The sequence below is a fragment of the Mycolicibacterium madagascariense genome (genome assembly GCF_010729665.1).
GTDB classification, from domain to species: domain Bacteria; phylum Actinomycetota; class Actinomycetes; order Mycobacteriales; family Mycobacteriaceae; genus Mycobacterium; species Mycobacterium madagascariense.
Map to the genome: position 1 here is coordinate 691334 of NZ_AP022610.1, position 13192 is coordinate 704525.

Sequence of the window (13192 nt, forward strand, 5' to 3'; positions counted from 1 at the left end):
GCGGATCAGCTGTGACCGGCATCGAGCCCGAACAGGTGCGCGGCGTTGTCGTGGAAGACCCCGCGCAACCACGCGTCGTCGACGCCGGGCAGCTCGGCGATCACGCGCATGGCCTCGGGATAGCCGTAGGGGATGTTGGGGAAGTCGCTGCCGAACAGGATGCGATCGCCCAGGTCGAGCAGTCTGCCGCGCTCGGCGGCGGGAAACGGCATCTGCTCCTCGACGAAGGGCGTGAACGCCATCGTCGTGTCGAGCCGGACCTCCGGATGGGCGTCGCAGACGTCGAGGAACTCGACGTACTCGGGCATGCCCAGGTGGGCGATGACGAGGCGCAGTCCCGGGTGGGCGGCCAGCACCGCCCGGATGGGTCCGGGTCCGGTGTGTTCGCCGGGCTGCGGGCCGGACCCGCAGTGGATGACGACGGGGACGCGGGCGTCGGCCAGTACGCCCCAGACGTCGTCGAGCAGCGGGTCGGTCGGGTCGTAGGCGCCGACCTGGACGTGCGCCTTGAACACCCGGGCACCACCGTTGATCGCGGCGGCCACGTACTCGGCCGCACCGGGCTCGGGATAGAACGTCGCCGTCGCGAGGCAATCCGGGGTCGCCGCCGCGAACTGGGCCGACCACTGGTTGAGCCACGCGGCCATGTCGGGTTTGTGGGCGTACACCAGCGAGGTGAAGGCCCGCACCCCGAAGCTCCGCAGCGTGGCGAGGCGGTCGGCTTCGTCGCTGCGGTAGGTGATCGGCCAGGACCGGCCGACCAGCGGGCCCGCGGCGTCGAAGTACTGCCACACCTTGTCCATCACGCGCCGCGGCATGAAGTGCGTGTGGACGTCGACGATCCCAGGCAATCCCCACGATTCCCACATGGCACGTACGGCCGTCGCCTCGTCGGTCATCAGACAGGATGGTATTCATGTGGAATCCCGACGTGTACCTGGCCTTCGCCGACCACCGCGGGCGTCCGTTCTACGACCTGCTGTCGCGGGTGCGCGCCACGTCGCCGCGCCGCGTCGTCGACCTGGGTTGCGGCCCCGGCAATCTGACGGCGACGCTCTCCGACCGGTGGCCGGGTGCGGTCGTGCAGGCCGTGGACAGTTCTGCCGAGATGGTCGAGGCCGCGCGGGGGCGTGGCCTCGACGCGACGCTCGGCGGGCTCGAGACGTGGACGCCGGAGCCCGACACCGACGTCGTGGTGAGCAACGCGGCGCTGCAGTGGGTGCCGAGCCATCGCGAGCTGCTGGTCCGCTGGGCGGCCGAACTACCGTCCGGCGCGTGGATCGCCGTGCAGGTGCCCGGCAACTTCGACGCACCGTCCCATGCCGCCGTGCGCGAGCTGGCGAGCAGTCCCACATGGCTGGACAGGTTGCGCGACATCCCCTTTCGCGTCGGCAAGGTGGTCGACTCGGCCGTCGAGTACGCCTCGATGCTCGCCGACGCCGGCTGTACCGTCGACACCTGGGAGACCACCTACGTCCACGAACTGACCGGCGAGCACCCGGTCCTGGACTGGATCACCGGCACCGCGCTCACCCCGGTCAGGGATGCCCTGGACGACGACGAGTGGCAGCAGTTCCGGCACGAGCTCATCCCGCTGCTCGACGAGCGCTACCCCGCGCGGCCCGACGGGCGGACGTTCTTCCCCTTCCGCCGGATCTTCGTCGTCGCTCAGGTCGGATAGCTTCTCAGCGTGGGGGCGCGCCCGGATGGCCGGCGTCATAGGTGTCGCCGTCGACGGCGACGCGGGACTCGTCGTTCGGGTCGATGCGGACCGGGATCGTAAGGCCAACGGCGCCAAGGGCGTTGCGGCGGGCCTCGGTCCGATACGCGGTGCGATTGCTGGCGTGAAAGCTGGTGCCGTCGGAGCGTCGCACGCGCAGCTCCAGATCCCACAGCGACGCCTCGGACCCCGGCAGCATCGCCGCGGGCAGGGGCACCCGCGAGGCCCCGGTGATGACTGCGGTGGCGGGGATGCCGGTGCGGAGCAACTCGGCGGCTTCGGCCGACGTGAGGTGCCCGCCGCCGCCCGCGTGCACCGTCTTGCGGACGCCGTCGAGGTCGACGTCCAGCGAGATCGGGGTGCCCAGTGCGGCACCGAGCTGCTGCGCGAGCGTGTCGGCCACGGCGGGGTCGGTCGCCGCGATGCCCAGGGGGTCGGCCTCACCCGGGGCGTGGGTCGCGCGGCCGGACCGCATCAGCTCGGCGAGTACCTCGGCTTCGCTCGCGCCCTGCGCAGCGGCCTGCAGCCGGTGGTCGTCCGGGGTGCCCCAGTGGACGGTCGCCTTCGCGGGCGGCCCCACCTCGTCGATGTCGGCGGCCAGCACCTCGCCCACCGCGGGCGTGCGGTCCAGTCCGGCGCGCAGCTCGTACGAGACTGCCTGGGGCGCAACGCCTTCGGCGTCGAGAAGGCCGGAGACGAAGTACTTCCGCACCGGCACGCCGTTGAGCACCATCGTGCCGCGCGACGGCATCTCGGTGACGGCCGTGACCCGGAACCGTCCCGGCGTCGCCTTGCGGCGCGTGAACCAGCCCATCGCCCAACGCTACTCGGGGAGCAGCGGCGCGAGGGCTGAGGCGACCGCGGCGACGGCACCCGGCACGTAGTGCGGCATGTTGAAGATGATGCCACCGATGCCCGCGTCGAACACCTTGGTCTTGATCTGCTCGGCGATCGCCTCGGGCGTGCCCACCGCGGCCCGCGCCCGACGGGCCTCCGGGACCTGGTCGATGGTCGCCTTCTCGTCGACGATCACGGTGATCAGCATGCTGGTCTCCAGCGTGGCCGGATCGCGGCCGACGTCCTCGCACCGCTCCCTGATCACCCTGACCTTGGTCGGCAGGTCGTCGAAGCCGGCGATGACGTTGAGGTGGTCGAAGTGCTCGACTGCCAACGGAATCGTCTTCTTCTCACCGCTGCCGCCGATCATCAGCGGGATGTGGTCGCGGAAGCGGGGTTCGGCCATTGCCTCCTGCGTGCGGTAGTACGTGCCGGACACGGTGGGCCGCTCGCCGGCGAGCATCGGCAGGATGATGTCGAGCGCCTCGTCGAGCCGCTCGAAGCGGTCGGTGAAGGTGCCGAAGTCGTACCCCAGCTGATCGTGTTCGAGTTCGAACCACCCCGTGCCGATGCCGAGGATGGCCCGACCCTGGCTGATCACGTCGAGTGTCGTGATGGCCTTCGCCAGCAGCGTGGGGTTGCGGTAGGTGTTGCCGGTGACGAGCGTGCCGAGTTGCACGTGCTCGGTCACCGCGGCCAGCGCGCCGAGCGTGGTGTACGCCTCCAGCATCGGTTCCTCGGGCGCGCCGAGGCCCGGCAGTTGGTAGAAGTGGTCCATCACGAACACGGCGTCGAACCCGGCTTCGTCGGCCTCGCGGGCCTGGGTGACGACGGTCGGGAAGAGCTGCTCGACGCCGGTGCCATAGGAGAAGTTCGGGATCTGGTAGCCCAGTTTCACGGTCACACCGTCGACCTAACCAGCTCGCGGCGCCCGGCGGAACGCCGTTACGCCGAGTGCGAAGCGGGAATAAGTGGGCAGCTGGTCGATTTCTCGAGACCTCGCGGCCTAGCGGGCCGGGGGCCCGGGCGGCGGTCGAAACCGGGTGGTGGGCGGCTCGGTCGGCCGGGGTGGGCGCGGCTGGGGTGGACGTGGCCGCGGCGGCGCGGGTGTCGGTGTCCGCCGGGGTGGCTGCGGCGTGGTGCGCGGGGGCCGCATCCGCATCGCGTGCGTGGCATCGTCGCTCCAATCACGTTGCACCAGAACGTTTTGCGCGATGCGATCCATGGTGGTCCCCACGACGTGCGGGTCCGGCGCGGACTGCATGCCCGTCGTCTCGACGAGCCGCCGGGTCATCCAGTCGACCATCCCGGCCCTGACGTACTCGACCTGGTGCGCGCCGGCCTTCGTCAACCAGAAGACGTCCGCGCTGCGCTCGGCGTACCCGGTGGCGACCAGCCGGTCGAACGTCGGCTCGAGCACCTCCCACGGCACCCGGAGATGATCGGCGATGTCGCCGGACCGCGCCTGACCGGCGGCCTGGCCGAAGCGGTACACCTGAAGCACCGCCCACAACCGTCCGACGTCGAGCTTGCTGTCCGGCCGCCGCGCCAGCGTGCGCAGCTGGACCCCCGACCCCTGCCGGATGAGCCGGCCGACGGCGTTCTCCAGCAACTGGTCGGGCGAGTCCGTCGTCGGCATGGCGAACCCCTCGCCGAGGTCGGCCGCGGTGCTGACGGCGTTGTTGCGCAACGGCACCTGCTTGAGCATGAGCGCCAGCACCAAGCCGACCACGGCCACCGGCGCCGCGTACAGGAACACGTGGTCGAGGGCATCGGCGTAGGCCGACGCGATCGGCGCGGCCGTCTCGGGGGCGAGCCGGTGCAGCGCGTCGGGGGACTGGGCCGCCGCCGCGGGGGCGCCACTGCGGGCCATGGCGTCGGCCAGCGGGTCCTGCAGGAAGTTGTTGAACAGCGAGCCGAACACGGCCGCACCGAAGGAACTGCCGATGGTCCGGAAGAACGTCACCCCCGACGTCGCCACGCCCAGATCGGCGAAGTCGACGGTGTTCTGCACGATGAGCACCAGCACCTGCATGCACATGCCGATGCCGGCGCCGAGCACCACCAGATAGAGCGACTGCACGAGGGTGGAGGTGTCCGGCCCCATCCGCGACAGCAGGACGAAGCCGACCGCCATGGTCGCCGTACCGAGCACCGGGAAGAGCTTGTACTTGCCGGTGCGGCCGACGATGACACCGCTGCTGATGGACATGGTCAACAGCCCGACCACCATCGGCAGGGTGTGCAGGCCCGACGTCGTGGCCGACACGCCGTCGACGAACTGCATGAACGTCGGCAGGAAGGTGAGCGCGCCGAGCATCGCGAACCCGACGACGAACGACAGCGCGCAGCACACCGCGAACACCGGTTCGCGGAACAGCCGGATCGGCAGGATCGGCTCCTGCGCCCGCAGTTCGACGGCCACGAACGCGCCGATGGCCACCAGCGAGCCGACGAACAGGCCGATGATCATCGGAGAGCCCCACCCATAGGTGGTGCCGCCCCAGCTGGTGGCGAGGGTCAGCCCGGTGGCGCCGAGACCGACCAGCACGATGCCGGCGTAGTCGATGACGGGACGCGCCTTCGTGCCGAAGCTGGGGATGGCGATGACGGCGACGACGAGCACGACGACGGCCACCGGGACGTTGATCCAGAACGCCCAGCGCCAGCTCAGGTGGTCGGTGAAGAAGCCGCCCAGCAGCGGGCCGATCACCGTCGTGACGCCGAAGACCGCGCCGAGGGCGCCCTGGTACTTGCCGCGCTCGCGCAGCGGGATGACCTCGCCGATCACCGCCGTCGCGGTGACCATGATGGCGCCGCCGCCGATGCCCTGCAGCGCACGCGCCCCCACCAGCATGGGCAGCGAACTGGCCAGGCCGCACAGCACCGAACCGGCCATGAAGGACAGCACCGCGACGATGAAGACGGTCTTGCGCCCGAGCAGGTCGCCGAGCTTGCCGACGATCGCCGTCACCACGGTCGACGCCAGCAGGTAGCTGGTCACCACCCAGGCCTGGTGGCCCGCGCCGCCGAGATCGGCCACCACGGTGGGCAGCGCGGTCGCGACGATCGTCTGATCGAGTGCGGCCAGCAGCATGCCCAACAGCACGGCCGTGAAGATGAGGTTGCGCTTGGGCGCCGCCACCTCCGCGTCGGCGGTCGATGCCGACGCGGCCTGCGGTGGGCGAGGAGGCTGTGGCGGTCCCGTCATCGTTGCCGTCATACCCCCATTGTGCGGGCTGGACCCACGCCGTAACCCAATCGCCACACCAGTCTTGGCGATAGTGGGTGAGAACAGTGGGTATGCCACCCCCCATGACGAGCGACGGAGTCGAGGCCTCCTGGGAGGACTCGCCATGCGGCCTCGTCGTCGCCACCATGGACGGTCGCATCATCCGCGTCAACGCCACCCTGGCGCGATGGCTCGGCTACGAGCGAGAAGCGTTGCGCGGCAAGTCATTCGACGAACTCCTCACCGTCCCCATGCCGCGGGAGGACGCACTGAGCGGTGTCCCGGTGGATCTGGTGACCGCCGACGGCGGCGTGCTCCCGGTCTTCCTCGCCGCCAACGTCGCCGCCGACGGCCGCGGAATGCGCAACATCGCCGTGCTGGAGGCCGCCGGACGACGGTCGTGGGAACGCGACGTCGTCGCCGCCGGGGCCCGGGCGCAGGACGAGAACCAACGCGTGCGGGTCTTCGCCGAAACGCTGCGCCGCTCGCTGCTGCCCCCGCTGCTCTCACCGCCGCCCGGCCTGGACGCCGTCGACTACTACTTCGCGGCCTCGACCGACGACATCGGCGGCGACTTCTACGACCTCTTCCCCCTCTCGCGCGCCACGTGGGGCTTCTTCCTCGGCGACGTCGCGGGCAAGGGCGTCGAGGCCGCGGTGATCAGTGGGCTGACGCGGTACACGCTGCGCGCGGCGGCGGTCTACGACGACGACCCCGAGCAGGTGCTGACCAACGTCAACACCGTGCTGAGCCAGGAACTCAAGGGCGAGCGCAACCGTTTCTGCACGCTGATCTACGGTCGAATCACCAGCGCTGGCAAGGGGTTTCGCGTCGAGCTGGCCAGCGGAGGTCATCCGCCTCCGCTGGTGCTGCGTGCGGACGGCACCGCGCACTACGTCGACGTCACGGGTGGGCACGCCGCCGGTCTCAGTGCCAACCCGCACTTCGTCTCGGCCCAGCTGGACCTCGACCGGGGGGACACGCTGATGCTCTACACCGACGGGCTGACCGAAGCCGGAACCGGTATCGGCAACGAACGTTACGACGACGAGGGCGCGCTGCTGCGGTTCGTCGAGGCGCAGGCGCCGAGTTCGGCGTCGTCGATCGTGGAGGCCATCCACGGACTGCTCGAGTCACTGGGCCCCGGTGTCGAAGACGACACCGCGGTGCTGGCGTTCGGCGTGCCGCGCGACGGCTAGCGGGCCGCCTCGATCAGAGCGGAATGCCGCCTGAATCAGAGGGGCGTACCGCCCACGCGCATGCGGGTGAGAGAGAACGAATTCGCCTGTCCCACTGGGCAAGACGCGGGGTCGGTCGATACGCCGCCCACCTCACCGTCGAGGGTCGTGGCGTCCCACGACCAGGTCTGCATCTCCGCATGCCGGGTGCCGTCGGGGCAGCTGTGGCCGTCGGCCCGCGCGACCGTCATCGTCCAGCGGTTGCCCGATAGCGTCGCGTTGCCGCTCCACCCGACCGAGCTGGTGACGTGGGCGACGCAGGACCCCGCGGGAGCGCAGGCGGTGCGCGTCGACCACGAACTCTGACCGGTCGCGCCGATCAGCGTGACCGAGTACGTCCCGGTGAAGTCGTCGGCCGCGGCCGGTCCGGCGCACACCACGGTCGACGCGACGGCGGCCACCGCGGCCGCTACCATTCGACGCACGATCATGTGGACTCCTCGTGAACGCAGTCACTTCCTCGGATGGGTTGGGAGATTCTTACCAGGATCAGCGCAGCTGGTCAACATTTTGTCAGGACATGCTGACAATAGTCAGGCGCCGTCGCGGCGTGCGCGCAGGACGTCGAGCACCTGGGCCACCAGTTCGTCGATGTCGGCACCGGTCGTGTCCAGGGTCAGGTCGGGATTCTCCGGTGCCTCGTAGGGGGCGTCGACGCCGGTGAGGCCCTTGAGCTCACCCGCCCGCGCCCTGGCATAGAGGCCCTTCGGGTCGCGCTTCTCGCACTCCTCGACCGACGTGCAGATGTACACCTCGATGAACGGCAGCTTCGCGGCGTCGTTGAGCGCCCTCGCGATCTCCCGGTCCGACTTCAACGGCGACACCAGCGAGGCCAGCGCGACGACGCCGGCGTCGGCGAACAACCGCGTGAGATGCCCGACGCGCCTGATGTTCTCGGCCCGGTCGCCCGCGGTGAACCCGAGGTCGTCGGACAACCCGTGCCTGATGTTGTCACCGTCGAGCAGGTAGGCGACGTCACCGGACTCCACGAGGGCCCGTTCGACCGCGACGGCGATCGTCGACTTGCCCGAGGCGGGCAGCCCCGTGAACCAGATGGTGGCACCCCGCTGCCCGGTGGCGTTCCACCGGTGCGCACGATCCAATGACGAAGGATGCCAACGAATGTCGTTGCGGGTCTGGCCGCCGGGCTTGACCTCCCGCGGCTCGATGATGGTGCCCGCGCCGATGGTCTCGTTCGACGTCTCGTCGATCAGGATGAAGGCACCACTGTCGCGGTTCTCGGTGTAGGAGTCGGCGATGACCACCGAGCTGGTGCGCAGCGTCACCTCACCGATGTCGTTGAGCGACAACTCGACTGGGTTGTCGAGCTCGTCGAGGGTCTCGGGATCCAGGCGCGTGTGCAGCGCCTGCACCGTCGCGCGGACCGTCTTGCTGGTCTGCTTCAACGCCACCCGGTCACCGGCGCGCAGGGGCGTCTCGGTGAACCAGCAGACCGTCGCGTCGAGCTCGCGGGCCAGCACCGGCAGCGTCGCGTCGTCGGCGCCGCTGACGAACACGTCGCCGCGGCCCACGTCGATGTCGTCGGCCAACTCGATCGACACCGACAGCGGCGCAACGGCCGTCGCGCGATCGTCGTCGAGGGTGTCGACCGCCGTCACGGTCGACCTGGTGCCTGCGGGCAGCGACACGACGGCATCGCCGACGCTGAGCGTGCCCGCCGAGATGCGACCCGTATAGCGACGGCGCTGCTCGGTCGTCGGCCGCGACACCCACTGAATGGGCAGCCGAAGCTTGTCGGCCTGCGGCTGCGGCGCCGAGAGTTCGATGTTCTCCAGGTACTCCAGCAGCGTGGGCCCGGTGTACCAGTCGGTGTTCTCCGAGCGGTGCACGACGTTGTCGCCGTGCTTGGCGGCGATCGGAATCACCGACAGCTCGGCACCGCCGAGGCGGGCGGCCATCTGCTGCAGCTCCGCGGCCACCTCGTTGAACCGGGTCTGATCGAAGTCGACCAGGTCGATCTTGTTCACCGTCGCCACGAAGTGCTTGATGCCCAACAGCTTTGCGATCCTGGCATGCCTGCGCGTCTGACGCAGCACACCGGCCCTGGCGTCGACGAGGAGGATCGCGACGTGGGCGTTGGACGCCCCGGTGAACATGTTGCGCGTGTAGCGCTCGTGGCCGGGGGTGTCGGCGAGGATGTAGCTGCGCGCCTCGGTCGAGAAGAACCGGTAGGCCACGTCGATGGTGATGCCCTGCTCGCGTTCGGCGCGCAGACCGTCCGACAGCGCGGCCAGGTCGGCGACGCCCTCGTCGTCGGTGACGGCCTCGAGGTGATCCAGCGGCAGGCTGTCGGTGTCGTGCATGAGCCGCCCGATGAGCGTGCTCTTCCCGTCGTCGACCGAGCCCGCAGTCGCGATGCGCAGCAGTTGGCGAGTCGTCATCCGTAAATCTCCCGTCGCTTCGCTCGCCTGGTTCCCGTTTCCCGTCGCTGCGCTCGCCCGGTGACCATTTCCCGTCGCTTCGCTCGCCCGGCCATCAGAAGTAGCCCTCGCGCTTGCGATCTTCCATCGCCGCCACCGAGGTCCGGTCGTCGGCGCGGGTCTCGCCGCGCTCGGACACCGTCGCCGCGGAGATCTCGGTGATGACACCGGCGATGTCGGTGGCGTGCGAGCGCACCGCGCCGGTGATCGTGAGATCGCCGACGGTCCGGTAGCGCACCCATTCGACGGCCGCGGTCTCGTCGGCCGTGGGCTGCACGTATTCCGACACGGCGAGCAGGATGCCGTCCCTAGCGACGACCTCGCGCTGGTGGGCGAAGTAGATCGACGGCAACTCGAGGTTCTCCAACTCGATGTAGCGCCAGATGTCCAGCTCGGTCCAATTGGACAGCGGGAACACCCTGACCTGCTCGCCCTTCTTGATCCTGCCGTTGTACAGCGACCACGGCTCGGGTCGCTGGGCGCGCGGATCCCACTGGCCGAACTCGTCGCGGAAGCTCAGGATGCGCTCCTTGGCCCTGGCCCGCTCCTCGTCGCGGCGAGCCCCGCCGAACGCGGCGTCGAAACCGCCCGCCTCCAGCGCGTCGAGCAGCGTGCGCGTCTGCTGGCGGTTGCGCGAGGCGCCGGGTCCGGGATCGGGCACGCGCCCCGAGTCGATCGACTCCTGCACCGATCCGACGATGAGCCGGTGACCGTGCTCGCCGAGCCGGCGGTCGCGGAACTCGATGACCTCGGGGAAGTTGTGGCCCGTGTCGACGTGCAGCACCGGGAAGGGTAGCGGTGACGGCCGAAAGGCCTTCTCCGCCAAGCGAAGCAGGACGATCGAGTCCTTGCCCGCGGAGAACAGCAGGACCGGTCGCTGAAGTTCGGCGACGACCTCGCGGATGATGTGCACCGATTCGGCCTCGAGCAGCCGTAGTTCGTCGACCCGGGTGTCGTCGCGTGTAGCAGCCGTCATGTCGGCAGGCCCTCCTTCTCGGCGTCGCGGCGGTAGCGATCCACCCAGTCGTCGGACCGGTGGTCGGCCTGACGTTCCAGCACCGGTGCCGGTGCGAGCCGGGGATCGAGTCCGAGTGCCTCCAGAACCGTACCGACCACGTCGGTGAGGTTGCGCCACAGCACGGGGTAGGACACGTCGATGGGTTCGATCCCCTCCTCCGCGAACCAGGCCCGCCAGGCCTCCTCCTGGGCGCGCAGCATCGCCACCACGTGTGCGATCGCGCCGGCGTGGTACTCGGCGCGCGCGTCGCGGACCGGATCGGGACGGCCCCGCCAGACCCGGGTCTGCACGGCGCGCCAGAACGACACCGCCTGCGAGACGACGTCCGGGCGGTAGACGTGGACGAGGACCGGATCGGAGCCGACGACGTCGCGAATCGCCGACAGCAGGCCGGTTCCCGAGCGATCGGGCAGGCCCTCGGCGCGGTCCAGCAGCAGCGGCGTCTGATTCCACATCAGCTTGCCGCCCCAGACCCCGTTGGGCGTGCGCCCGACGGTGCGGATGTAGTCGCGCCAGATCTCCGACGGCGCCAGGTCCGGCTTCCCCTCGTCGAGCGGATCGAGCAGGCGCAGGATCGACTCGTCCTCGACACCGGCGAACCACTCCCGGGGTTGCGGCGACATGCTGGTGCTCGGCAGGTACTGGAAGAACTCCTGCGGTTCGCCCGCGACGCCGGTGGCGCGCAGGGATTCGACGAGCAACGTGCTGCCGCTGCGCTGCGAGGCGAGGACGAGGTACGCAGACGGAGTCGGCATGCGCGTGAGCCTAACCAAGTCGAAAAGCGCTTGCGCACCCGGTGTTTCGGTCGTAGATAAATTCCGGGTGAGTGCAATTATTGCGGTGCCCGCACGTCGTCCTCGATGCCGCGCTCACTGGCCAGTGCCGACCGGCTGGGCAACCGTATTCCGTTGATGCGCATGTAGGTTTCGGTATAGCGGGCCGAGATCCTGGTGCCCGCGAATTCCGACGGAATGACGTCGTTGGTCTTCTGCCGCCAGTCGTTGAGGAGCATGGACAATTCGTTCGCCGTGGCCTCCGACTCGGCGGTCACGGTGCCCACCAGGAGGTTGTCCTCCTCGGTCGGATCGGTGCGCAGATCGTACAGTTCGCGGCTCGGCCGGGGAGCCGAGCTCAGCGGTGCGACCGCGCGGCCGGGGGCGCTCTGGGCGATGTCGAGGGGAAGGTCGAGCAGCGGCCGCGGCGCATAGTTCTCGATGTAGCTGTACTCCTTGGTTCGAATCGCGCGGATCGGATCGAACGAGTCGTGGTAAGTCTTCGTCGTGTAGACCTCCCACCGCACGGGTTCGTGGCCGGGTCGAGTCAGCGCGTCGGCGTGCGACATCCCGTCGACGTCCTCGGGCACCTCGACACCGAGCAGGTCGAGCAGGGTCGGCACCAGGTCCACACCGCTGAACAGGTCGTCGTAGACGCTGCCCGCCACCCCGTACCGCGCGGGCGGGCGCACCATCATCGCGATGCCGGTGCCCGCGTCGTAGAGCGTCGACTTCGCCCGCGGCAGGGCCGGACCGTGGTCGGTGAGGAACACCACCCAGGTCGACTCGTCGAGCCCCGTCTCGGCCAACGCGTCGAGCAAACGGCCGACCGCGGCGTCGGCGACGGCGATCGAGCCGTAGAAGTCGGCGAGGTCTTCGCGCACGTCGGGGCGGTCGGGGAGGTAGTCCGGCACCTCCACGGCGCCGGGATCGGCGGGCTCGTAGCGGTCGCGGGGGTAGGGGCGGTGGGTCTCGAAGAATCCCGCGGTGAGGAAGAACGGGGTCTGCGGGGCGTCGTGCAGCCAGTCGGTGGCCCGATCGACGACGTATTCGCAGTACGAATTCGACACGTCGTACTCGGCGAAGCCGAGCCGGCCCGGGAACGACGTCTCGTGCTGCATGCCGAATAGCGCTGTGTGCCAACCGGATTCGGTGAGCAGGTGCGGCAGGGTGCGAACGCCCGCGCGGTACTCCCAGCCGTGGTGGGCGAGCCCGACCAGTCCGTTGCCCTGCGGGTAGCGCCCGGTGAACAGCGATCCGCGCGACGGCGAGCACAGCGGCGCGGTGGCGTGGGCGCGCGTGAAGAGGATCCCCTCGGCGGCGAGGCGGTCCAGTCGGGGGCTGCTCACGTCGGCATGGCCGTAGGCGCCGAGGTGTCTGCCGAGGTCGTGCCAGTGCACGAGGAGCACGTTGTCCGTCATCGTTGATACACGCAACAGGTTCTGCGCCGAATCGGCAACCGTAAGGCCCCGGCGGCGTCGTCTCCACGGCGTCCTGAGGCATGATCGGCGCGTGCCGAACTCCGCGGGGACCGCCGCCTTCGGGGTGCCGTGCCCGTGCGGCAGCGGCGCCGGCTACGCGGCGTGCTGCGGTCCCCTGCATCACGGCGAGCGGCAGGCCTCGACGGCCGAGGCGCTGATGCGCTCGCGTTACGCGGCGTACGCCCGCGGTGACGCCGACTACCTGTTCCGCACGTGGCATCCACGGACGCGTCCGGCCGAGGTGACCACCGACTCCGACGTCGTCTGGACCGGCCTCGAGATCACCGACGTCGAGGCGGGCGGTGTCGACGACGACCACGGGGTGGTGGAGTTCACGGCGCACTTCGTGCAGGACGGCCGCCCCGACGCGATGCACGAACGCAGCCGCTTCGCGCGGCGGGCGGGCCGCTGGGTCTACGTCGACGGTTGACCGGCGCGCCGAGACTGAATCT

At 69.8% G+C, this 13192-nt stretch carries 12 protein-coding genes; 3 read left to right on the forward strand and 9 right to left on the reverse strand.

The features are described 5' to 3' along the window. Positions 1-5 precede the first annotated feature (5 nt). The gene (locus G6N60_RS03150; RefSeq protein ID WP_163732432.1) at positions 6-899 is read right to left on the reverse strand and encodes an amidohydrolase family protein; all 894 of its coding nucleotides are present in this window, start codon (positions 897-899) and stop codon (positions 6-8) included. A 17-nt stretch (positions 900-916) separates the two neighbouring features. Between G6N60_RS03150 and G6N60_RS03155 the strand changes: the two genes are divergently transcribed. Further along, complete coding sequence (locus G6N60_RS03155; RefSeq protein ID WP_163732435.1) at positions 917-1681, forward strand: trans-aconitate 2-methyltransferase; 765 nt, start codon at positions 917-919, stop codon at positions 1679-1681. 4 nt (positions 1682-1685) lie between these two features. On the opposite strand, the gene G6N60_RS03160 is transcribed toward G6N60_RS03155, so the two are convergent. From G6N60_RS03160 to G6N60_RS03170, 3 genes are all read right to left on the reverse strand, one after another. Next, positions 1686-2534, reverse strand: coding sequence for a hypothetical protein (locus G6N60_RS03160; protein ID WP_163732438.1), 849 nt, complete (start codon positions 2532-2534; stop codon positions 1686-1688). Positions 2535-2543: 9 nt separating this feature from the next. Continuing rightward, entirely contained in the window at positions 2544-3461 is a 918-nt protein-coding gene (locus G6N60_RS03165; RefSeq protein ID WP_163732440.1) for an LLM class F420-dependent oxidoreductase, read from the reverse strand. A gap of 102 nt (positions 3462-3563) precedes the next feature. Then, a complete protein-coding gene (locus G6N60_RS03170; RefSeq protein ID WP_163732443.1) occupies positions 3564-5780 on the reverse strand; it encodes an MDR family MFS transporter in 2217 nt (738 codons plus the stop codon). A 92-nt stretch (positions 5781-5872) separates the two neighbouring features. On the opposite strand from G6N60_RS03170, the gene G6N60_RS03175 reads away from it, so the two are divergent. After that, entirely contained in the window at positions 5873-6988 is a 1116-nt protein-coding gene (locus G6N60_RS03175) for a SpoIIE family protein phosphatase (RefSeq protein WP_163732446.1), read from the forward strand. A 35-nt stretch (positions 6989-7023) separates the two neighbouring features. On the opposite strand, the gene G6N60_RS03180 is transcribed toward G6N60_RS03175, so the two are convergent. From G6N60_RS03180 to G6N60_RS03200, 5 genes are all read right to left on the reverse strand, one after another. Further along, positions 7024-7452, reverse strand: coding sequence for a hypothetical protein (locus G6N60_RS03180; RefSeq protein ID WP_163732449.1), 429 nt, complete (start codon positions 7450-7452; stop codon positions 7024-7026). 108 nt (positions 7453-7560) lie between these two features. Beyond that, positions 7561-9429 (reverse strand): sulfate adenylyltransferase subunit CysN, encoded by a 1869-nt coding sequence (cysC, locus tag G6N60_RS03185; protein ID WP_163732452.1) that lies wholly within the window; start codon positions 9427-9429, stop codon positions 7561-7563. Between the two features lie 94 nt (positions 9430-9523). Continuing rightward, on the reverse strand, positions 9524-10444 hold the full coding sequence (gene cysD / locus G6N60_RS03190) for a sulfate adenylyltransferase subunit CysD (RefSeq protein ID WP_163732455.1): 921 nt from the start codon (positions 10442-10444) through the stop codon (positions 9524-9526). Continuing rightward, positions 10441-11241 carry a trehalose 2-sulfotransferase gene (gene stf0 / locus G6N60_RS03195; RefSeq protein WP_163732457.1) on the reverse strand — a complete coding sequence of 267 codons (801 nt, stop codon included), beginning with the start codon at positions 11239-11241 and terminating at the stop codon, positions 10441-10443. The genes cysD and stf0 overlap by 4 nt, the downstream gene beginning before the upstream one ends. A 77-nt stretch (positions 11242-11318) precedes the next feature. Further along, positions 11319-12680, reverse strand: a complete 1362-nt coding sequence (locus G6N60_RS03200; protein WP_163732462.1) for a sulfatase family protein — start codon at positions 12678-12680, stop codon at positions 11319-11321. A 91-nt stretch (positions 12681-12771) separates the two neighbouring features. Here G6N60_RS03200 and G6N60_RS03205 point away from each other — a divergent pair, with 91 nt between their 5' ends. Beyond that, positions 12772-13170: a YchJ family protein gene (locus tag G6N60_RS03205; protein WP_170312542.1), complete on the forward strand. Its 399-nt coding sequence runs from the start codon at positions 12772-12774 to the stop codon at positions 13168-13170. The last annotated feature ends 22 nt before the right edge of the window (positions 13171-13192 follow it).

Bases quoted from the DNA above. Each gene is read 5' to 3' on its own strand.
- G6N60_RS03160 (WP_163732438.1), bottom strand. From the start codon at position 2,534: ATGGGCTGGTTCACGCGCCGCAAGGCGACGCCGGGACGGTTCCGGGTC.
- cysD (WP_163732455.1), bottom strand. From the start codon at position 10,444: ATGACGGCTGCTACACGCGACGACACCCGGGTCGACGAACTACGGCTG.
- stf0 (WP_163732457.1), bottom strand. From the start codon at position 11,241: ATGCCGACTCCGTCTGCGTACCTCGTCCTCGCCTCGCAGCGCAGCGGC.
- G6N60_RS03175 (WP_163732446.1), top strand. From the start codon at position 5,873: ATGACGAGCGACGGAGTCGAGGCCTCCTGGGAGGACTCGCCATGCGGC.
- G6N60_RS03170 (WP_163732443.1), bottom strand. From the start codon at position 5,780: ATGACGGCAACGATGACGGGACCGCCACAGCCTCCTCGCCCACCGCAG.
- cysC (WP_163732452.1), bottom strand. From the start codon at position 9,429: ATGACGACTCGCCAACTGCTGCGCATCGCGACTGCGGGCTCGGTCGAC.
- G6N60_RS03155 (WP_163732435.1), top strand. From the start codon at position 917: ATGTGGAATCCCGACGTGTACCTGGCCTTCGCCGACCACCGCGGGCGT.
- G6N60_RS03150 (WP_163732432.1), bottom strand. From the start codon at position 899: ATGACCGACGAGGCGACGGCCGTACGTGCCATGTGGGAATCGTGGGGA.
- G6N60_RS03200 (WP_163732462.1), bottom strand. From the start codon at position 12,680: ATGACGGACAACGTGCTCCTCGTGCACTGGCACGACCTCGGCAGACAC.